The sequence below is a fragment of the Lysinibacillus louembei genome, from assembly GCF_033880585.1.
In the GTDB taxonomy this organism is placed as follows: Bacteria; Bacillota; Bacilli; order Bacillales_A; family Planococcaceae; genus Metasolibacillus; species Metasolibacillus louembei.
The window spans coordinates 1,877,099-1,897,110 of sequence record NZ_CP137624.1 but is presented as its reverse complement, the minus strand read 5'-3'; the positions used below and the strand labels follow the sequence as shown (position 1 = coordinate 1,897,110).

At 39.0% G+C, this 20,012-nt stretch carries 22 protein-coding genes; 7 read left to right on the top strand and 15 right to left on the bottom strand.

Translation table 11 applies throughout. The features are described 5' to 3' along the window. Window positions 1–9: 9 nt before the first annotated feature. Entirely contained in the window at window positions 10–840 is an 831-nt protein-coding gene (locus R6U77_RS09395) for an aldo/keto reductase (protein WP_319838267.1), read from the bottom strand. Window positions 841–1,029: 189 nt separating this feature from the next. Continuing rightward, window positions 1,030–1,194: a hypothetical protein gene (locus R6U77_RS09390; protein WP_319838266.1), complete on the bottom strand. Its 165-nt coding sequence runs from the start codon at window positions 1,192–1,194 to the stop codon at window positions 1,030–1,032. A gap of 391 nt (window positions 1,195–1,585) precedes the next feature. On the opposite strand from R6U77_RS09390, the gene R6U77_RS09385 reads away from it, so the two are divergent. The 4 genes from R6U77_RS09385 (at window position 1,586) to R6U77_RS09370 (ending at window position 4,998) form a co-directional block, all read left to right on the top strand. Beyond that, window positions 1,586–2,461 (top strand): VOC family protein, encoded by an 876-nt coding sequence (locus R6U77_RS09385; protein ID WP_319838265.1) that lies wholly within the window; start codon window positions 1,586–1,588, stop codon window positions 2,459–2,461. Window positions 2,462–2,565: 104 nt separating this feature from the next. After that, the gene (locus R6U77_RS09380; protein WP_319838264.1) at window positions 2,566–3,120 is read left to right on the top strand and encodes a sigma-70 family RNA polymerase sigma factor; all 555 of its coding nucleotides are present in this window, start codon (window positions 2,566–2,568) and stop codon (window positions 3,118–3,120) included. After that, window positions 3,117–4,133, top strand: coding sequence for a DUF4179 domain-containing protein (locus R6U77_RS09375; protein WP_319838263.1), 1,017 nt, complete (start codon window positions 3,117–3,119; stop codon window positions 4,131–4,133). Before R6U77_RS09380 ends, R6U77_RS09375 begins: the two co-directional genes overlap by 4 nt. Window positions 4,134–4,233: 100 nt before the next feature. Continuing rightward, window positions 4,234–4,998, top strand: a complete 765-nt coding sequence (locus tag R6U77_RS09370) for a sporulation protein (RefSeq protein ID WP_319838262.1) — start codon at window positions 4,234–4,236, stop codon at window positions 4,996–4,998. Between the two features lie 14 nt (window positions 4,999–5,012). Here R6U77_RS09370 and R6U77_RS09365 read toward each other — a convergent pair whose 3' ends face one another. The 7 genes from R6U77_RS09365 to queG form a co-directional block, all read right to left on the bottom strand. After that, the gene (locus R6U77_RS09365; RefSeq protein ID WP_319838261.1) at window positions 5,013–6,746 is read right to left on the bottom strand and encodes a CotH kinase family protein; all 1,734 of its coding nucleotides are present in this window, start codon (window positions 6,744–6,746) and stop codon (window positions 5,013–5,015) included. Between the two features lie 129 nt (window positions 6,747–6,875). Next, the gene (locus tag R6U77_RS09360; RefSeq protein WP_319838260.1) at window positions 6,876–7,559 is read right to left on the bottom strand and encodes a DUF4956 domain-containing protein; all 684 of its coding nucleotides are present in this window, start codon (window positions 7,557–7,559) and stop codon (window positions 6,876–6,878) included. Between the two features lie 17 nt (window positions 7,560–7,576). After that, on the bottom strand, window positions 7,577–8,257 hold the full coding sequence (locus R6U77_RS09355; protein WP_319838259.1) for a polyphosphate polymerase domain-containing protein: 681 nt from the start codon (window positions 8,255–8,257) through the stop codon (window positions 7,577–7,579). A 92-nt stretch (window positions 8,258–8,349) separates the two neighbouring features. After that, entirely contained in the window at window positions 8,350–9,738 is a 1,389-nt protein-coding gene (locus tag R6U77_RS09350; protein ID WP_319838258.1) for a HAMP domain-containing sensor histidine kinase, read from the bottom strand. Beyond that, window positions 9,722–10,408 (bottom strand): response regulator transcription factor, encoded by a 687-nt coding sequence (locus tag R6U77_RS09345; RefSeq protein WP_319838257.1) that lies wholly within the window; start codon window positions 10,406–10,408, stop codon window positions 9,722–9,724. Before R6U77_RS09345 ends, R6U77_RS09350 begins: the two co-directional genes overlap by 17 nt. 131 nt (window positions 10,409–10,539) lie before the next feature. Further along, a complete protein-coding gene (gene trmL, locus R6U77_RS09340; protein WP_293928877.1) occupies window positions 10,540–11,013 on the bottom strand; it encodes a tRNA (uridine(34)/cytosine(34)/5-carboxymethylaminomethyluridine(34)-2'-O)-methyltransferase TrmL in 474 nt (157 codons plus the stop codon). A 15-nt stretch (window positions 11,014–11,028) separates the two neighbouring features. Further along, window positions 11,029–12,168, bottom strand: coding sequence for a tRNA epoxyqueuosine(34) reductase QueG (gene queG, locus R6U77_RS09335; protein ID WP_319838256.1), 1,140 nt, complete (start codon window positions 12,166–12,168; stop codon window positions 11,029–11,031). Between the two features lie 59 nt (window positions 12,169–12,227). Here queG and R6U77_RS09330 point away from each other — a divergent pair, with 59 nt between their 5' ends. Both R6U77_RS09330 and R6U77_RS09325 read left to right on the top strand, forming a co-directional pair. Further along, window positions 12,228–12,935: a B3/B4 domain-containing protein gene (locus R6U77_RS09330; RefSeq protein WP_319838255.1), complete on the top strand. Its 708-nt coding sequence runs from the start codon at window positions 12,228–12,230 to the stop codon at window positions 12,933–12,935. Then, on the top strand, window positions 12,910–13,416 hold the full coding sequence (locus R6U77_RS09325; RefSeq protein WP_319838254.1) for a hypothetical protein: 507 nt from the start codon (window positions 12,910–12,912) through the stop codon (window positions 13,414–13,416). The genes R6U77_RS09330 and R6U77_RS09325 overlap by 26 nt, the downstream gene beginning before the upstream one ends. Window positions 13,417–13,636: 220 nt before the next feature. Here the strand turns inward: R6U77_RS09325 and R6U77_RS09320 are convergent, their stop codons facing one another. The 6 genes from R6U77_RS09320 to R6U77_RS09295 all read right to left on the bottom strand — a co-directional run bounded on the left by R6U77_RS09320 (window position 13,637) and on the right by R6U77_RS09295 (window position 17,631). Then, the gene (locus tag R6U77_RS09320; protein WP_293928872.1) at window positions 13,637–14,536 is read right to left on the bottom strand and encodes a S66 peptidase family protein; all 900 of its coding nucleotides are present in this window, start codon (window positions 14,534–14,536) and stop codon (window positions 13,637–13,639) included. Window positions 14,537–14,599: 63 nt separating this feature from the next. After that, window positions 14,600–15,334, bottom strand: coding sequence for a DUF4253 domain-containing protein (locus tag R6U77_RS09315; RefSeq protein WP_319838253.1), 735 nt, complete (start codon window positions 15,332–15,334; stop codon window positions 14,600–14,602). After that, the gene (locus R6U77_RS09310; RefSeq protein ID WP_293928869.1) at window positions 15,334–15,648 is read right to left on the bottom strand and encodes a DUF5713 family protein; all 315 of its coding nucleotides are present in this window, start codon (window positions 15,646–15,648) and stop codon (window positions 15,334–15,336) included. The genes R6U77_RS09315 and R6U77_RS09310 overlap by 1 nt, the downstream gene beginning before the upstream one ends. A gap of 134 nt (window positions 15,649–15,782) precedes the next feature. After that, entirely contained in the window at window positions 15,783–16,019 is a 237-nt protein-coding gene (locus R6U77_RS09305) for a hypothetical protein (RefSeq protein ID WP_319838252.1), read from the bottom strand. Further along, complete coding sequence (locus R6U77_RS09300; RefSeq protein ID WP_319838251.1) at window positions 16,016–16,561, bottom strand: hypothetical protein; 546 nt, start codon at window positions 16,559–16,561, stop codon at window positions 16,016–16,018. Before R6U77_RS09300 ends, R6U77_RS09305 begins: the two co-directional genes overlap by 4 nt. 17 nt (window positions 16,562–16,578) lie before the next feature. Further along, window positions 16,579–17,631 carry a suppressor of fused domain protein gene (locus tag R6U77_RS09295; protein ID WP_319838250.1) on the bottom strand — a complete coding sequence of 351 codons (1,053 nt, stop codon included), beginning with the start codon at window positions 17,629–17,631 and terminating at the stop codon, window positions 16,579–16,581. 230 nt (window positions 17,632–17,861) lie between these two features. On the opposite strand from R6U77_RS09295, the gene R6U77_RS09290 reads away from it, so the two are divergent. Continuing rightward, the gene (locus R6U77_RS09290; RefSeq protein WP_319838249.1) at window positions 17,862–19,910 is read left to right on the top strand and encodes a catalase; all 2,049 of its coding nucleotides are present in this window, start codon (window positions 17,862–17,864) and stop codon (window positions 19,908–19,910) included. The last annotated feature ends 102 nt before the right edge of the window (window positions 19,911–20,012 follow it).

The following is a 20,012-nucleotide window of genomic DNA, read 5'->3' as shown; positions in this document are numbered from 1 at the left end:
AGTTCCCCCTTAGAAATCAAATTTAAAATTGTCTGGGTCTTGCCCAAAGCGTTTATTTTGATTTAATGCGTCAAGTGTTTGCATATCTTGTGCCGTTAATTCAAAATCAAAAATTTGTGCATTTTCTTCAATGCGCTGTGCCTTTACTGATTTCGGAATGATAAGTATGTCGTGCTGTAAATGCCAACGTAGCACAACTTGTGCTGATGATTTGCCATATTTCTCAGCAATTTGCTGAATCGCTTCATCTGTTAGCACGCCACCACGCCCTAACGGCGACCATGCTGTTACTGCAATATGCTGCTCGGCACAAAATGCACGCAAAGCTTGCTGTGATAAATATGGATGCACTTCTACTTGATTGACTACTGGCGCAATATTTGCGCTTGCAAGAAGCTGCTCTAAATGGTGTTGATGATGATTCGATACGCCTGGCACACGAATTAGCTTTTCGTCGTAAAGGCGCTCAATTGCCCGATATGTATCAACGAATTTATCTGCCACAGGCCAATGTGTTAAATATAAATCGACATAGTCCATATTTAATTTCTTCAACGATGTTTCAAAGGCTCGTAATGTGTTGTCATAGCCTTGATCCGAATTCCAGACCTTTGTCGTAACGAAGATTTCCTCACGCGGCACACCAGAATGACGAATCGCTTCACCTACTTCAGCTTCGTTGTAGTAAAGTGCAGCGGTATCCACTGCGCGATAGCCTACTTGTAGTGCCTTCGTAATAGCAGCAAGCGTTTCATCACGGTCTGTCATTTTGTAGACACCTAAACCTAAAATTGGCATTTCTACACCGTTAGCTAATTTTTTTCTACTTTGCAATTGCATTTTTATACCCCCTTTATTTTATTATATACCGAATTCTTTCGAGAGACGAACCTTACACACCGAAAAGCCATTTGAATTTCAATGGAATGAAATCCAAATGACTAAATAGAATATATCTGCGAATTTTCACATTATATCTGCGTTTTCTCATGACCTATCTGCGAAATTCTCATATATATTTGCGAATTTTCACTTCTCGTCTAATTTATCAAATTGCTGTGGATCTACGATGCGGTCATCCTCCTCCAGCTGTTGACCATCTCGCATATTTTCCATTTGCTTACCTAACTGCTTTAAATCCTCCATATCGTTCACCATATGTCCACTTGTTGGCTGCTTCTTATTTTTCTCCATTTTAAGCCCCCTCCTTTTTTCTTTTCTATTCCCGAAAATGCATAAGTTTAACCTATTTAGACACAAAATAACCATAGTAAAGTTACTACTTATAAGCTATACTAATAAAAGAGTTTATATACATGAGGAGGATACTTCCATGAAATTATTATTAATTCTTGGCATTTGTGTAGCATTCTTAACTGCAATCTTCACTGGTGGTTACGAAGGCAAACCATTTGCTAAAAAAGACTAATCTTTACGCCTAATTAGGCAACTACTACAAAACACTCGGACTGTACGAGTGTTTTTTTGTATATAAAGGTAAAAATGCTGGTGAGTCAATTCACGTACATATTCACAAGGAATATGTTAAATTTGATATACAGTCCAATCTATAAGGAGCATCTATATGACTATAAACTTTCATCAAAAACCGAATATGTATACATCACATGTACAGCTAAAAGTGGTTGATTTACAACGTTCACTTGAATATTACACAACGATTATTGGCTTTCAAATTTTACAGCAGGATGAGCAAATAGCTTATTTAACAGCTGATGGCACAACAAGCTTTTTATCCTTAATAAAAGTAGACAATGCCCTGCCATTACATGATGGCTTAACAGGCTTGTATCATATTGCACTATTGCTACCAAGCCGGAAAGATTTAGGCAATATCGTACAGCATTTTGTTCAACACAATATCCGCCTCGGCGCAGCAGACCATGGTGTCAGTGAAGCACTGTATTTAAATGACCCTGATGGCAATGGGATTGAGATTTATGTAGACCGCCCTGCAAGCAGCTGGCAATGGCAGGATGACAATGTCACAATGTACACAGAGCAGCTAAACTTCAATTCGATTTTAGCAGAAGCTGATGGTGGCTGGAATGGCCTTCCACAAGGTACGATGATTGGACATATTCATCTATCTGTTGCAGATATCGCACAATCAGAGCAATTTTACACAAACGTGCTCACTTACAATGTTGTCGCTCGCTATGGAAAGCAGGCTCTCTTTATTTCAACAGGCAATTACCATCATCATATCGGCTTAAATACTTGGCATAGCGCAAATGGCAGCAAGCCTTCATCACAGCAGGTCGGACTACAATCATTTACCGTTGTTTTGGAAAATGAGGAAGTGGCACAGCAAATTCAAAATAACTTAATAGCAGCAGGCTTCAATATAGAGCAATATGAACACGCTCCACTTCATGGTGGCACACAAATTTTTTCAGTGGAAGACCCGAATGGAATCCGCATCCTGTTTACGATTTAAAACTGTTCCAATTTTGGAGCAGTTTTTTTGTTGAGAATAATCCCTCGCTCATTTCGTTGTAATTAATGAAAAAGCTTTTTCTAAAAAGATAAGGAGTTTTGTTTATGCAGCATAAATTTATAAAACGTTTGAAAAAACAAAAAGAGGACGCGCTTGAATACATCATCGATGAATACTTACCGTTTGTAAAAGCAATTGCCTTCAAAATTTTAGCACCAATCGGCAAGCAAAGCGCGATTGATGAATGTATTAATGATGTATTTTTAGATGTATGGCAAAATGCCGAGAAGTTTCAAGGAGAGCCTGCTGACTTCAAGCGCTGGCTTGGTACCATTACAAAATATAAAGCGATTGATTATTACCGTGCATTAGACAAGCAAAATATGCGGGAGACTGAGCTCGTTGACTGCTACGAGCAACATAATAGTAACAGCGAGCAAACAATTTTAAAGCAGGAGCAAAAAAACACAATGCTCCTTCACATTAGCCAACTAGAGCCACCTGATGGCGATATTTTTACAATGAAATATTTTTTAGAAATGTCCAATAGTGAAATTTCGGATGCTTTATCCTTAACGAAAGCGGCTGTGGATAACCGTCTATACCGCGGCAAAAAAAAATTAGCCGAATCCCCACAATTAAAGGAGATGTTTATATGAGCGACTACAAAAAATTCGCAAACTTAAATATTGATGAACTTGAGCCTATGGCTGTTGATGAACTAGAAAAAAAGCGACTAACAAAGCATGTGCTTGGTCAAAAAAAGAAGCGTGCCATCTGGCGTAAATATGCAATAATTGCTGCTATATTACTCAGTGGAACGATTGTCACACCATTGACCTTCCCATCCTTTGCAGCACAAATACCTTTTATGAAAAATATTGTGGAATATACAGATAAATATTTTATTCATAATAACTATAGCGACTTAGCAACGATTGTTGAGCAAGTGCAAACAAGTGATGGTATTTCGATAATGATTGAAAATGCGATATTTGATGGTACATCTGTCACGCTGACCTATGCGATTGAATCGGAAAAAAATTTAGGTGAGCTACACTTTATTAACGGTTCTGCCAACATTGATATTCAATCAGCTACAGGAGCTGGTGGAGGAATGTCGCTTGAGAGAATTGACGCAAACACCTATGTTGGTGTCATGAAAATCACACCATTTTTTGAGGGTGTTGCACCAGAAGAAGTTTTAGTCAGCTGGCATCCTACTGATATTCAAGCAGAGTCGGGTGTTGTCTATAAAGGAGATTGGTCCTTCGAATTTAAGCTACCGAAACTAGAAAATGATGTAAAAAAGGTACATGTGGAGCAAGAGGTTGATGGTGTTCAAGTCATCATCAATTCAATTGAGCAAAATGCTTTATCTACCATCGTGCATTATACACAACAGCTTGATAAAAATACGATGGAAGAATGGCCATGGGCTTCCATTACAATTAAAAAAGTACGCGATAATTTAGGGAATGTTTACGAAGCACAAGGTAATGGAGGACAAGGCAATATCGAAACAGCTACAATGCATTGGAGCTTTTCAATTGACCAACTACCTCCAGAAGCGACTACACTATTTATCACACCGGAAATTTTCTATAGTAAGGGTGCGGGAGATAATAAAGTTGGCCCAGTAATGCCTGAGATGGCAATTGATTTAAAATAATATATAGACAGGCTGCATGAAAATATTGCGGTGAAAAATTGTGAAACCTTTTTCTTTTGTAAAACGTATGAAAATCAATACAACATAGGAGGATTTTTATATGTCTTTTTTTAACAAAGTTTTAGCGAGTGTTGGGATTGGTTCTGCCACTGTTGATACAAAGCTACAGTATACAACATACAATGTGGGTGATGTAGTAAGTGGTATTGTTGAAATTAAAGGCGGCAATGCAGAACAACAAATTGATACAATTTATTTAAATTTATGTGCAAATTATTTAAAAGAAGTAAATGACTCAAAACGCAATGAAACTGCAGTTTTAAAAAGTATGAAGCTAAACGAGGCTTTTACAATTCGAGCAAATGAGTTTCATAGCATTCCATTTTCCTTCGTCCTACCAACAGATGTGCCAGTTACATTGGGACAAACGCGTGTCTGGATTCAGACTGGGCTAGATATCAAGGCAGCTGTTGACCCAACTGATAAAGATTATATTGAAATTAAGCCAACACCACTTGCTACTGAAATTATACATGAGGTGCAACAGCTCGGCTTTCATTTGCGTAAAGTAGATTGCGAAGCTGCTCCTGCACGTTATCGACAAAGCTATCCGTTTTTGCAAGAGTTTGAGTTTGTGCCAACAGCTAATACGTATCGTGGACGCTTAGATGAATTAGAATTAGTATTCCTCTCTCAAACAGAGCGTTCAGCAGAAATTTTATTGCAAGTAGACCGTAAAGTTCGAGGATTAGCTAGCCTTTTATCAGAAGCCTTAGATATGGATGAAAGCTTTGTCCGCCTAACTATTTCCGAAGGTGATTCGATTTCAGCAAAACTACAACAGGCAATTAATAAGCATATGTAAGCGAAAATGGCTGCTCAAAATTCGAGCAGCCGTTTTTTCTTACTACCTCTACGATTAAATTTAAAAACAAAGATTGTAGCAGCAATTAAAAGAATCAAGGTGACAGCGCTTATAACGAGCATTGCCGTATTATTTGTGAATTCGTTAGCTCCATTTGGCATCCTTTGTCCACCCTCTCGATTTGGTGGTTGCATTTGATCTCCATTCCAATTAGCTGGTGGCTGTCCAAATGCTCCTTGCTGCCCCTCCTCTCTATTGGCTGGTAGCTCCATTTCATCTCCATTCCAATTAGCAGGAGGTTGCCCATTCATTTCCCCATTTTGAAAGCGCTCTGGAAAACCTTCATTGCTTGATGTTGTGCTTGCTTCTATTACAAGCTCACCTGATAACTGCTTTAAAATAGATGCTGAGCGTTGTTTAGCAAATTCAGGTAAGCTTTTTTCGCCTTTTACAGCTTCTAAAAACTGCTCTGTTGTAGAAAATTTTGTTGGATCAGCTTCCACATATGTTGTCAGCAATGCAGCTAAATTATTCGTTATATTTTGCACATACTGTTCTGTTAAATATGTTGTCGCAACTTCCTCTAGGTAGCCTTCATATATAGCTAGATATTCATCATTCGAAAGTAACGTATTTAATAATGGACGCTCTTCTAATGAGATGCCTGATACAGGTGTATAAATACTAAAATTAACGGCTTCTTCTGCTAATAAATCTGTTGATTGTCCCATCATATCCATGCCCATTCTATTTCCTCGTTGCATGTTCGCACCATCTTTTGACATATCAGCATCTTCGGTTGGCTGTGGCATATTACCACCACCCATTCCCATGCTAAAACCACCAAAGGACATATTATAATCCCATGGAATAATAGAAAAAACACCATTTTCCTCATACAAGTAGTAATTGTGCTTTAAATTACTTTGATAGCTATCAAGGTTAACTAAAGCGGTATTGACTGCGAAATATCTTAATATTTCATCAACATCTAAATATTGCTCAAGGTCTCCACCTTCGCTAAGTGCCTTTACCATCTCAACCCATTTAGAGCTTTCTGCATTCGCTTCATTTGTTTTTAAATCAATACCTGTATAATCACTTAGATCATCACTAATATATTTTAAATCACTACCTACGCCATCTGGTTTATATAAAAAACCATCGTTAGAGCCAAAGTTGTTAGCAAGAAACGTTTCATCCACCTGCTCCACACCTAAATATAAGCCTTGGTCTTGACCATTGACTGTAATGTACATATAGGAATGTGCTGGTGTTGGCAGCCCCATTTCCTCCATGATTTCATAAGAAATGTATTCCCTCATTAATGTTGTATCGCTATAATTATTGTTCAAATTAAGCTTTGTTAAACCATATAAGCTCTGTTCATTATCATAATAATCGAAGTCGATTTTAAAGCTATAGCGGTCTGAATCACTATTGACTACTGAGTTCAAGGTTAAATTGCCCTTTGTGCGAATGGCGACATGCTCCATTCGCTTACCGTTCACTGTGACAGTTGCTTCTTTATACTCCTCTGCTACAGCATTTTCAAGCATACTCTGCCAATCCTCTTCAGAGATTTCAATATCAACCGTTGTTACTTTGCTTTGGTTAAAGACAAGCTCCTCATAGGAAAATGCCGCATTTGTCGTTTGAATACCGATGTTTGGTATAATGGCAACCATCACAACAAAGAGCAGCAATAAAGTTGCCATACATAAATAGACCACACGTGATTTTATCATGCTGTATCCCCCTTGATTGGGATTGTCCCTTTTCCAGACAACCCCTGATTTATATTTTGGATGAGCGAATTTCCCTGTTTGTTGAGCGAAAATTGCATGTCGTTGAGCGAATCACCACTTTTAAACAAGCTAAGCCGTAAAATTGCCATCATAGCTCAACATAATTGCTGATTTCACACCATTTAATTGCGCAACAGCTTCCATTAATTGTGCATCACCTGATTTCACACGTACCTCATATGTTGCCTCAATATCGCTACCTTGCATGATTGATTTTGATTTTAACGCATACTTTTTCGAATACTTTGCCATTAACTGCTCCAGCTCTTCATTCACTGCTGCTTGTTCAAATTTCACGACAAGCAAATAAGGATTTTCAATCGTCATTTTATTGACAAATACGACTAACACTAAGCCGATTAAAATCGCACCTACAATAACAAGTGGAATAAAGCCTGCACCACACAAAATACCTGAAACAATTGCCCAGAAAATATATACTAAATCCATCGGGTCTTTAATTGGTGTACGGAAACGAACAATTGATAATGCCCCAACCATCCCTAGAGATAACAAGACATTTGAGCTAATCCCCATAATGACTAGTGCCGTTGCCATCGTCATAATCAATAGCGAAATATTAAAGGAATGTGAATAAATAATGCCGTTGAATGTTTTTTTATACACCGCATAAATAAACAACCCAACAAAAAATGCAACAACTAATCCAATCAATGAATCTGTCAAAGAAAAGGATGTTGTTTTCTCAAGAAAGCTTGATTTAAAAATATCTGTAAAATTCGTTGTATCCATCATAAATCTCTCCTTTTTTAGCCGAACATACGGCTTAATTGATATTTGGAATAGGCTTCGGCATGTGTATCTACCGATTGCAGTAAATATTTAATAATATCTGGTAAATATTCATCATACTTCACTTCCAGCACCAGCATATTTGGCTCAAGCACATCGACCATTGGCAAATGCGGCTGAAACATATCATTATTGCGCACACTCGTCTGAATTTTGCTATCAAAGGTTACACGTACATTGCCGAATGGATAGACATACGCCTCTCGCTCATAATCAACAACCGTCACAGGCTTTAATTGCTGATACATCATCTGTTCATATAAATCGCGGATTAATGCCCGTTCATCTTTTTCCATCCACTCTAGCTCACTGCGCCGCATTTTTTCATATTCCGCTTTCGTCATTAGACATTTTGTTTTAAACGTCATATTGTGGCGCTTGCTTTTGCGTTCTAAGTAAACTGTCGTCGCTGCCTTGTCATAAATGCGTACCCGATACTTATCACGATGCAAATAGCCTTCCTTTTTTTCGTTTAACGCTTTATTTGAAAAATTATCAAAGTACGTGCTACGGATTAAATATTTTCCGTTTGCATTCGCATGTGCATCAAGCTGCATAACATGTGCAAGCTTGCTTTTCATCATCATGTACTGCGGATAAGAAATAGCATGTTTAATCTCTTTTCTACCATTTTTCATTGTGCTCACTCCCTTTACAACTCTTACTATAAGCATCCAATGTGTCAGGCAGATGTCAGCACAAAAAAGAGTGCGAAAAATTTTCCGCACTCTCATACTGCTTTCACTAAAGTTATTTCGAAGCTTGTTCCAGCCTCGCTGCTGTTAATCAATTGCAAATCACCACCGATGGATTGTGCCATCATTTTGCTTAGTGACAGACCTAATCCTAAGCCACGCACCGCGTACTTTTTATTTTCCCCTCGGTAAAAGCGCTCAAAAATAAATGGCTGATCCTCTGGTAAAATGCCTTTTCCCGTATCTTGAATTGTCATAATGACATGCTTTTCCTCTTGCTTAATTGTTATTGTAATCGTTCCTTGCTGCTCAATTGCTTGCTCAGCATTCGTCAATAAATTCGTTAATATTTGCTGTAAACGCACTACATCCGCCTGTATCTCAGCATCAGGCTCAAGATAATGTACCACAAGCTGTTGCTTCTCATGCAATAGCTCCCATTGCTGTACTATATTTCGTACAATCTCATTCATATAAATTGTTTCAATATGAACAGGCAGCGCATCAACCGCAAAACGGTTAAATGCGAGCAAATCGCCAACCATCGTTTTCATTTTCGTTGTTTCCTGTAAGGCCATTTGGATAAAGGCTTGTGCCTCATCTCCTGTTACAACACCATCATTCACTGCTTGTAATAAGCCGCTAATCGATGTTACAGGTGTTTTCAATTCATGCGTCACCCCTGCCAATAATTCGGTACGCGTTTTTTCTAGCTGCTCTAGCTTCGTTGCCATCTCCTTAAATGATGTCACAAGCTCATCAACCTCTTGTTCCTTATTATTTTCAGGTAAATACACATCATAATTGCCATCTTGAATTTGCTTCGCTGCATCTGCTACTTGCTTAATCGGTGCTGCTAAACGCCTTGATAAAAAATAAATCGCTCCCCAACCAAGCACTGCTAAGGCACCTATCAATAAAGCGAGCTGCCCATATGCTTGATTCACCTGTGTTAAATGACGCTCGTCCTCTAATACAAGCACCCATCCATATAGCGCTTCATCCACATAAATTGGCTTTTTGACAAGATAATGCTCACCCTGTGGCATCAAGGATACTTTTGTATATTCTTTATCGCCCTCTAACCATGTCGCCACATTTTTTATACTGTCTGGTGGCATCGGCCGATTGCTTGTTAAAATATTCCCATCTGCATCCGCTATATATAAAATTGGGTCAATTTCACGCATTTGCAGCCGCCCTCGCTCATCGATAAAGTTTGGCATTTTATCTGTTGTGTCTGTCAGCCGATAAACCGTTTCCTCTGCTAAAAATGTCATCATTTCAATGCGATTCGTAAAGGCTGTATGGCGAATCCAGCTTGCTGAAAGAAGGAAAATAATCGCTAGTCCTATAAGCAATGTTGCCAAATAGCGGCTTGTCCAATAACGTAGCAACGTCGTTTTTTTATTTTTTTGCAACACTTAGCTGATACCCCAATCCTCGCAATGTCCTAATTTCACCTTCCGCTACATCCCAATCAGTCAATGCCTTGCGTAATCGTTTAATAGCTAAATCGACAGCACGGTCACTGCCATCATATTCCCAGCCCCATACATGCTCGATTAACTGATCTCTTGTAAACGTTTGATTCGGATACTCTGCCAAAAAAAGCAGAACAGATAAATCTCTCGGCGTTAATACAACCTCCTGTCCATGCAATGTAACTGTGTGTGCCCTCATATCAATTTCAAGCTGTCCAAAGCGCTTCATAAAGGTTGATTGCTCATTGCCTTGCGAACGTCGTAATACCGCCTTCACTCTTGCAATCATCTCATCTGCCACAAAGGGCTTCACAATATAATCATCCGCCCCTTTATCAAAGCCGGCTAAACGATCCTGTACCTCGCCTAAGGCTGTCAGCATCATAACAGGACAGCTACTTTGCTGACGAATTTCCTGCAAAATTGACCAGCCATTTTTATCAGGCAGCATAATATCAAGCAATACTAAATTTGGCTGATGCTCGTTAAATAATGCTAGAGCCTGTCCGCCATTATAGCATTGCACAACTTGATAACCAACCTTCTCTAAATAGACCTTCAGCACCTGACTAATCGCAAATTCGTCTTCCACTACAAGTATTTTTGTCATGTTCTCACCTCTCCCTGTACAATAGCACCTCATGATGTCAGCTATGTGTCAAAAAAGCGCCAATAACAGCTCATCTATTGGCGCTTTTTCCTATTCTATTGGCGAAATTCGTGTTTCTATTGGCGCTTTTCCTATTTCAGCCCTGGATATCCTTGCTGCCTTAACGCCTCATAAATAACAATCGCCGCTGTATTCGATAAATTCAAGGAACGAATATGGTCGCTCTGTGGAATGCGTAAGCACATATCTCGACGCTCATAAGCAAAATCCTTCGGCAAACCTGTCGTTTCCTTACCAAACATGAAATAAATATTGCGCTCACTGTCACTAAAATCATGCGTTGTAAACGGCTCATCACTGTATGTTTCAATTAAATAGACATCGCCGCCCTCGCTATAAGCGATAAAATCCTCTAATGAATCGTGATACACGACATGAACGTGCTCCCAATAATCAAGACCAGCTCGCTTCAGCATTTTATCATCTGTTGAAAAGCCTAACGGACGAATTAAATGTAAGCTCGTATTCGTCCCAGCACATGTACGTGCAATATTTCCTGTATTTGCTGGAATTTCTGGCTGATATAAAACAATATGCAATGGCATAAATAAACCCTTCTCTCACTCAATTTCTACTAATAATGCTAGCCCTTTGTCGATTTCAGCTAGCACTTCTGCATCTTGCTCACGCTCTTTTGCTGCTAGCAACGCTTCTTTGACACCTTGTCCACCAATTTTTCCAAGCGCCCATGCGGCAGTTCCGCGAATGACGGGGCGCTCATCCTTTTTCATAACTGCTAATAGCTCTGGCACAGCCTGCTGCTCCTTAAAATGAGCTAGCGCTAAAATGGCGTTGCGCTGAATTGGCTTTTTACCACGCCATGAGCCAGAAACATGTCCAAACTTCGTTTTAAATTCCTTGTTTGAAATCATTAATAGTGGCTCTAACAAAGGCTTTGCTAACTCTGGATCAGGCATAAATTCCTCATGAATCCAATTCACCTTGCCTTTATTTTTCGGGCAAACTGTCTGGCATGTATCACAGCCATATAGACGATTGCCAATTTTCCCACGAAACTCATCAGGTAAAAAGCCTTTTGTCTGTGTTAAAAAGGCGATGCAGCGCTGTGCATTTAATTGCCCTCCCTCCACAATAGCACCTGTTGGGCATACATCAATGCAAAGTCTGCACTCACCACATTCGTCCTCCATTGGCTGGTCTGGTGCAAATGGAATGTTTGTAATTAGCTCACCTAAATAAACATAAGAGCCAAACTCTGGCGTAATAATAGAACAATTTTTAGCGCTCCAGCCGATGCCTGCACGCTCTGCTACTGCACGGTCTGACAGCTCTCCTGTATCAACCATTGATTTTATTTTAACATCTGGTACACGCTCACATAGCCATGCCTCAATTAACTGCAAACGCTCACGTACGGCAACATGATAATCCACTCCCCAAGAAGCACGACAAAATATGCCGCGCCGCTCCCCCTTTTTCCCTAAAGGGGCATCTTGCATTTTAGAAGGATAGGCAAGAGCAATTGCAATAATGCTCTCTGCTTGATCTAACAATTGTAACGGCTCTGTTCTTTTCTCAATATCGGACTCTTCAAAGCCAGATTGATAGCCTAACTCTTGCTGGCGACGCAAACGATTTTTTAATTCGATAAACGGAGAGGCTGTTGTAAATCCAATTTTATCGACACCGATTGATTTTGCATACAAAATAAGCTCTGTCTGTAAATCAGTGACATTCATTTTCCTTTTTCTCTCCTTATTGCTATAATAATACCTACTCTTAATAAGCAGGTGATTTTATGAAAATTTCATTGCGCGATTCACTTTCTACATATAATTTAAAAATCGGCATTATTTATTATAACAAAATTGTCGTGTCAGATTCTCCTCAAATGATTAAAGGTCGCATACAGCTTTATCAGGAAAATTTATTTTTGGAAATGCAGGAAACTCCTGTTACAGAACGAGCAGGGATTGCCGAATGGCGTAAGCTTTGGAAGACGCTTGGAGCAGACCCTAATCGCTATCGTCATTCAGCCGAAAGCTTAATGCGCCGCATTGCCAAGCAAAATTATTTAACACCGTTCCATTCAGCAGTCGATTTAAATAATTTCTTCTCATTGCAATATGAAGTACCTATTGGGATTTACGACATGGACAAGCTACAAGGTGATATTGAGATAGCTCTTGGCGATGAGGAAACAGGCTATGAAGGCTTAAACGGACGTTATAACTCACTTAAAAATATTTTATATACACATGATGAGCTTGGAGCATTTGGCAGTCCCTTCGTTGATTCACAACGCACAGCTGTAACAGAGCAAACAACATCTGCCTTGCAAATCCTGTATTTACGTCCATCTCAATCTGAAGATAATTGTAAGGAATTGCTAGCAGCCATTGGCAAAATGTTCACACAAGTCAATGGTGGCGATTTCTCTATCGCCTTGCTGTCAAATACAACAAAAGAGGTGCCATTAAATGATTTCATTAGCGGAAGCAATTAAATTAAAAAGCATTTTAAGACAAAAAATTAGTGACCTTTCTATCGAGCTCTCCACTGTTTCCTTCACGGTTATAGAAAAAGGGGAAGAACCAAAAGCACAGGGACGCACAATGCAGCAAGTCGAAGCAGATTTAGCTGTAGTCAGAAAAGATTCACGTACGCTTGATCGCTTAATTTACCGCGCAAATATTGATCACTTTATTGAGTTTAATGGAGAAAAGCTTGCTATCGTTGAAGCGATTGAACTTGCAACACAGCTCCGCGCTGAAGCTGGGCAAGCAAAGACATTTGGCATGTCTGAAAAAGAAACGTACATGCACAGTATAGGGGAAACGATTTTATATAATGTTGCTCTTTTTAACCCTGAGGAATATCGAGTGCGTGCAATTGAGCTGGAAAAGCAAGCACACCGCCTCTCAAATGCTATCAATGCTAAAAACTATCAAGTGCAAATCGACTTTGATGACTCTGTGTATTTCTAATCTTGGTGCGGTGAGACTCCAAGCCAAGTTGTAATGAGCGTTTTCAATCTTTTAGCGATAACTAAACGCAAACCAATAACAAGTTACCCGTTATTATGTTACCGATTACCAATTACCAACTAAATGAGTAATAGGACAAACAAACTTGATAATTTAACATCAAACGCTCACTACGAAAAGAAGCTGCCTGTAAGCAATTGCCTACAGTGCAGCTTTTTTATTATTCCACACCAGGTAGTATTCTTAACACTTTCGCATCTGCATCTAATATCGCCTCAACCCCCAATGGAAGACCAATATTCGGTCTGCAATGCCCGATTTTAAAGCCTGCTACTACAGGTTTGTTCAATGGCTTCAAATAATGCGAAACAATTTTCAATAGCTCCGCTTCTTCGACACCATTAAAATCTCCAATGACAAAGCCTGCCACCTGCTCCAGCTTACGAGCCAAGCGCAATTGATTCAGCATTCCATCAACACGATCTGGCGACTCATGAATATCCTCTAACACAACGATTTTATCCTGCAAATCCGCTTCGAATTTGGTTGCTAGCGTACTCACAAGACGATTTAAATTGCCTCCAATTAATTCCCCACGAGCTACTCCACCAACAATTGTTTCAAGCTTGGAAATCCCTTCATCATAATGAATCTCCATCGGTGTAAATAATTGCTGAAACATTTTTGCAGATAGCTCATCTAAAGATTCGCTACTTTCACTTAACATCGGTCCGTGAAACGTCACTAAATCTGCAAATTGGTTTACTGCTACATGCAGACTCGTCACGTCAGAAAAGCCCCAAATAATTTTGGGATTCTCCTGCAAAAGCTGATAATCGATTTTATCTAGCAGTCTGCCAATTCCGTAGCCCCCACGCACACAAAAGATTGCTTGAATCTCTTCATCCGCTATCATCGCATGCAAATCTGCTAGGCGTTCCTCATCACTACCCGCTAAAAACCCATCAAACTCCGCAATTGTCCTTCCTAACTTATAACGTAAACCTAATCGTTCAAGCAATTCTAGCTTAATTGGAAGCTGTTCCATTTTTAATGGACTGCTTAATGCAATCACCCCAACCGTATCGCCCTGCGTTAATTTTGCTGGTCTAATTTTCAATTTCCCCACCTCTTTCAATCAATTGTATTATAACATCATGAAAGGTATGTAGCCTAACTGAGCTTAATCCCACCAAAAATACCAAACTGATTCCTTCATTAAATAGTCAGCATACTCTCCAATCGTTGAAAAGGCTTCTAAAACATATTGGCAAAATAAAACATGCTCTTTTGCTAAAATTAATGCTTCCTCAAATGTAGCAGGCTTCTTTCCTGTTTTTACAATCCAGCAGTCCTGCGTTACAGCAATCGGCTTCGCATCATATTGCTCTCGCCAATGCTTCATCACCATTGCCTGATAAAGAGGTAAAGGACATTCATTAAAGCCACCCATTGGCATCCATAAAGTAGCCTCGAACGCCTTGTCTGTAGGCACAGCCATAACGATTACTTGCCCTTCCTCATATTCATTGCGTTCATCAATCCATTGTTCATCTATTATAAATGAGCTAACATCGCTTTCCTTCTGTACCTCATCTAAAAATGATTCATTAATTGTTTGAGGGGAGCTCAATTGGTAAATTTCCTCAAAGCTTTTCTTACTTAGCTCAAGCTCCAAATGAAAAAGATTTGATTCTGCAATTTTACGCCAAACGTCCTCCATGCTTATATGCTGCATTTGCTGTCGCTGCTGTTGTACAAAATTACTTAAAGATTCATGCTCCTCATATACTTCCTCAAGCATTTCTGACAAATTATAGCTCGGCACAATGAGTACCCCTTCTTTTTCAGACCATTGCGTTGCAGACATTACCTTCGTAGGTTGTCCCTGCAAATAGCCTAACATTTCCTCCAGCATTACCATTCACGCTCCCGTAATGCGTCCTCCACATCCAACTCAATATTGTACGCTTGCAATATATCAATAACTGTTTCAGCAATGCTATCCCTTGCAACTGTTTCAAGCTCACTGCTATTCGCATAAAACTCATCCTCTAAATCGTTAATCGCTAAAGTAATCTCATCAAACTTTGCTTGAATTTCCTCTAAAGAATGAGGTCCTTGCTCTAAATAGTGAACGCCGCCCTCTAACAATACTTTAATTTTATCTACTAAAAAGTTTGGATAATAATCATCTTTATACATAATTTCTAAGTAGTTTATTTCTTTCATCTTAGCTAGCTCCTTTGTTTTTAGTTTGACATATGCCAACCTTCTTCTTCATCCCAAATAGCATCTGTATCATCTAAATGTACATGCCAGTCTCCCTCAGCAATCGCTCTGCGAATCTCTGTTAAGCATTGCAGTCAATAAAATAAAGTTTGCACAACTACTTCATAATCATCTACTAAAGGTAGCTTTGTTGAGCCTTGGAAAATGATCGTTGTATCATCACTGCCTTGCTCATAAACATAAAATGTTTCAGCGATATCTGACCATTGAAAATTTTCATTATAGTCATTAATAATAGCATGAATCTTATTTTGTTCCTCAATGGTTAATGCTTCATTGCGCTCACACGTATAATAAATTGAAACGCTCATAATGACCTCCAAAATTTTTTGCGACTTTCTAAAAGAGCAATCAACTCTAGTAAACTTGGAGCTAAATCCTCTCGCCTGCTTGCAATCCTTTGAAATATTGGAATTGCTTCATACATTTGATATTCGCTATAAACATAGTAGCTGACAAAAGCACATTGCTCATAGCCACAGGGCTCCTCTTCCTCCCAGCCTAGCTCATCATCTTCAATTTCTGACCAAAGCCATTTTTCCTGTAGCAATTCATCCATATGCTGGACAGGGTTAGATGTTAGCTCCTCCCAAGTAAAGGCGGAGGCAACAATCTCATATAGCTGTATTTCTTCTTGTGTTATACTTTCTATTGGTCGATTTGGTAGCGTATACAATAACTGCTGTATTGTCCAAGGTGTGACCTGCCATAACGTACTTTGATGCTCAATTAATTGAGCTAGCTGTCCATACTGCTCATGTTTTATTAATTCAGGAATTTCTGTACCTCTCCCATAAGCAGTTGTTAAGCGATGCCACGGTATAGATGCAACTTCTTTATAGACAATTTGCATCAGACCACCTCTTTTCTTTAGCCTATTGTTTCTAGAATATTGCCATCCTGGTCTTTTATAGAGGTAGGTATAATATGAATCTCTAAGCTTTTAAACGTAGAAAGACTCACTGTTTTTTCCTTAGGTTCTAGTATCGTATTCAATTCCTCTAATGCAGCATGATGAAGTGTAATTTCTACACCTTCTTCACTTTCTTCTATTACAGGTATATCGCCAATATTCAAAGTAATTTGTGCTTGCTGTCCTACAAGGATAAGTGACTTATTTTTTAAAAGGCGTCCATTTAATGTTTTCTTTATGATATTTGCTTGCTTAGCACCAATCGTTAATATAGCTGACTTTGTCTCGCTTGAGCTCCACGCTAGCTGTTCATTGTATAAATAACCTGTGCTAGAACCATCTTGTTTAATTCCTTGCTCTATAGCATCCTGCACCTCTTGTATCGTTACCATTGATGCTCGCTCTAAATCCGTAATATAGTAAGGCATATATGACTGACAAGCTTCTAGTAAACCTCTTGTATTCCAAGTTTGAACAGCTTCAAGCTCATCTGCTGTAATCCCTATCATCTGTAAAAATTGAACTTGCCCATTCGCTGTATCCATTGTAGCAAGCTCTAAATCTTCAATAAAAGCAAGCGCTGTTAATTGTGTATCAGCATCAAGACAAATCGGTCCATTCGCATCTAAGTAATCCCCTGCGCGAAATACATTGCCACTGCTAAATACGTATCTCCCCATATTTTGCAATAAATTAAGCGCCCAAGCTGGCGGCTCTTCCTCCGCAATGTCCCTTGCTAAACGAAATGTTAATTCAAAGCCATAGCCACTAACTTCAACATTATCCGATTCCTTTTCATATAGCTCTGAAAAGCCATATGTAACAAAATGCCAATGTGCTATAGGCTGCTCACTCTTATAAACGCTTATACCGTCTAATGGATCATTTCCACCAAGCGCGTATGGAATCATTGTGCCATAGTGAGCTGGCTGTTGCTCACCATATATTTTTTCTACAGCTTGATCAATAGCATCCCAGCCAGGTGCCTCATAATTTTCTTCCTCCGTCATACATATCCCTCCATAGATTACTGACATTACTTAATGAATAAGGAAATTTTATGTTAATGCATTTTAAAAGTCAATGAACCATACTACCCTTCGTCATGAGCGTTATGGCCTAGAAATAGAGATATTAGAGCTCGATATTTCTTCCTTTGACTCATAGCATGCTGCATATAAACTCAGAATATAGGGCATACTTCTTACCGAAATAATAATTTATTTGAGGTGAGAAAAGCTTGAAGGATAACACAAATTCGTCTAATAAAAAACGTGAGCAATTAGAACAGTTTATTCATGAATCTGAAGGAAAGAAAATGACCTCCAATGAAGGTATTACGATTTCTGATGATGAAAATTCATTAACAGCTGGCGAACGTGGACCGACACTGATTGAAGATTTTCTTGCACGTGAAAAGTTAGCACATTTTGATCGTGAGCGTATTCCTGAACGTGTCGTACATGCAAGAGGATATGGGGCTCATGGCGAATTTCAGCTATATGAATCATTATCAGACTTAACAATGGCTGATTTTTTGCAAGACCCTAATAAAAAAACACCATTATTTGTACGTTTTTCACAAGTTGTTGGATCCAAAGGCTGTAATGAGACAAATCGTGATGTTCGTGGATTTTCCGTTAAATTTTATACGGATGACGGTAACTATGATTTAATTGCTATTAATATGCCCGTATTTTTTATTCAAGATGCAATCAAATTCCCTGATTTAATTCATTCGGTTAAGCCAGAGCCCGATAATGAATATCCACAAGGGCAAACAGCACACAATACATTTTGGGACTTTATGGCGAACAACAAAGAAACTGCCCATATGTCTTTATGGATCGCATCTAATCGTGCATTTCCTAAAAGCTTTAGAACAATGGAAGGGTTTGGTGTACACACTTTCCGTTTGGTGAATAAGGATGGTGTATCTCACTTTGTTAAATTTCATATAAAGCCGTTGCTTGGTGTACATTCATTAATATGGGATGAAGCACAACGCCTTGGTTCTGATGCTGATTTCCATCGTAGAGATTTGTGGGAAAATATTGAAGTTGGCAACTATCCTGAATATGAACTAGCCATTCAAGTGATGAAAGAAGAGGATGAATTTGCCTTTGATTTTGATATATTAGACCCAACAAAATTATGGCCTGAAGAAGATTTCCCTTTACGTAAAATCGGTAAAATCATTATTAATCGTAATGTTGATAATACCTTTGCAGAAACTGAACAAAGTGCATTTCATCCTGGGAATATTGTGCGGGGCATTGATTTTTCAAATGATCCACTTCTTCAAGGAAGATTATTCTCCTATACAGACACTCAACAGGCTCGACTTGGTGCGAATCACCAACAACTGCCTATCAATCGTCCAGTATGTCCATTTGCTAATAACCAGCGTGATGGCGCATCAAGGATGATTATCGATCGTGGAAAGGTTGCTTATCATCGAAATGGGCTTGCCAATAATACACCATATACAGTACCAGGCACACAGGGTGGATTCGTCACTTATCCTGCAACAGTAGAAGGGCATAAAGTGAGAAAAACAGCTCCATCATTTAATGATCATTACTCTCAAGCGAAAATGTTTTGGAATAGTATGAGTGACATGGAAAAGCGTCAAATCATTGGTGCCTATTGCTTCGAGCTTGGAAAATGCGGACCATTTGTACGACAGGAATGGGTGAATATACTTGCTCATATTAGCAGCGAATTGGCACACAGCGTTTCCAAGCAATTAGGTACTACAGTGCCTGATGTGGAGGAGTCTCCGGTTATAAAATCCTCCCCAGCGCTTAGTCTCCAAAATACGATTTTTGTACCTGATACATTGCGTGTTGCGGTATTCTTAGCTGAAGGCTTCGATGGTCCTAGTGTAAGTAAGCTATTGGATGAATTATCAGCAGCGAAATTAAGAGTGGTAATTGTGCATGAAACATTAGGGCAAGTAAGCGGAACTGAAGGTGTATCATATGAAGTACATGATAGCTTTTTAACAGGTTCTCCACTTGTATATGATGGTATTCTTATTGTTGGAAGTGGCAATATCACTACACATTTTGCTTATACAGCTCAAAAATTTACAACCGATATCTACAACCATTTCAAACCTATCGGCATTATTCAAAATGGTGAGGCTATACTTAAATCACTAAGCTTCTCAAGTGATGAGGGAATTGTAACTGATGCAGAAGAGAATTTTGCTAACAGATTTATAAATACAATGGCGAAGCAAAGATTCTGGGGCCGTCCAAGTTTCCTTTATCCTACGTTATAATTTACTGACTGGCTGCTTATCGGTATTTTACCGATAACGGCCATTTTGTTTAAGAAAATGCTAAGCTTCATACCCTTATTATTTATATCTAACATCTTGAAT

Coding starts and splice junctions, on each gene's coding strand:
- R6U77_RS09380 (WP_319838264.1), top strand. CDS start 2,566: ATGCAGCATAAATTTATAAAACGTTTGAAAAAACAAAAAGAGGACGCG.
- R6U77_RS09325 (WP_319838254.1), top strand. CDS start 12,910: ATGATTTCATTAGCGGAAGCAATTAAATTAAAAAGCATTTTAAGACAA.
- trmL (WP_293928877.1), bottom strand. CDS start 11,013: ATGCCATTGCATATTGTTTTATATCAGCCAGAAATTCCAGCAAATACA.
- R6U77_RS09295 (WP_319838250.1), bottom strand. CDS start 17,631: ATGACGGAGGAAGAAAATTATGAGGCACCTGGCTGGGATGCTATTGAT.
- R6U77_RS09300 (WP_319838251.1), bottom strand. CDS start 16,561: ATGCAAATTGTCTATAAAGAAGTTGCATCTATACCGTGGCATCGCTTA.
- R6U77_RS09375 (WP_319838263.1), top strand. CDS start 3,117: ATGAGCGACTACAAAAAATTCGCAAACTTAAATATTGATGAACTTGAG.
- R6U77_RS09305 (WP_319838252.1), bottom strand. CDS start 16,019: ATGAGCGTTTCAATTTATTATACGTGTGAGCGCAATGAAGCATTAACC.
- R6U77_RS09385 (WP_319838265.1), top strand. CDS start 1,586: ATGACTATAAACTTTCATCAAAAACCGAATATGTATACATCACATGTA.
- R6U77_RS09360 (WP_319838260.1), bottom strand. CDS start 7,559: ATGGATACAACGAATTTTACAGATATTTTTAAATCAAGCTTTCTTGAG.
- R6U77_RS09355 (WP_319838259.1), bottom strand. CDS start 8,257: ATGAAAAATGGTAGAAAAGAGATTAAACATGCTATTTCTTATCCGCAG.
- R6U77_RS09370 (WP_319838262.1), top strand. CDS start 4,234: ATGTCTTTTTTTAACAAAGTTTTAGCGAGTGTTGGGATTGGTTCTGCC.
- R6U77_RS09395 (WP_319838267.1), bottom strand. CDS start 840: ATGCAATTGCAAAGTAGAAAAAAATTAGCTAACGGTGTAGAAATGCCA.
- queG (WP_319838256.1), bottom strand. CDS start 12,168: ATGAATGTCACTGATTTACAGACAGAGCTTATTTTGTATGCAAAATCA.
- R6U77_RS09365 (WP_319838261.1), bottom strand. CDS start 6,746: ATGATAAAATCACGTGTGGTCTATTTATGTATGGCAACTTTATTGCTG.
- R6U77_RS09310 (WP_293928869.1), bottom strand. CDS start 15,648: ATGAAAGAAATAAACTACTTAGAAATTATGTATAAAGATGATTATTAT.
- R6U77_RS09315 (WP_319838253.1), bottom strand. CDS start 15,334: ATGCTGGAGGAAATGTTAGGCTATTTGCAGGGACAACCTACGAAGGTA.
- R6U77_RS09330 (WP_319838255.1), top strand. CDS start 12,228: ATGAAAATTTCATTGCGCGATTCACTTTCTACATATAATTTAAAAATC.
- R6U77_RS09345 (WP_319838257.1), bottom strand. CDS start 10,408: ATGACAAAAATACTTGTAGTGGAAGACGAATTTGCGATTAGTCAGGTG.
- R6U77_RS09390 (WP_319838266.1), bottom strand. CDS start 1,194: ATGGAGAAAAATAAGAAGCAGCCAACAAGTGGACATATGGTGAACGAT.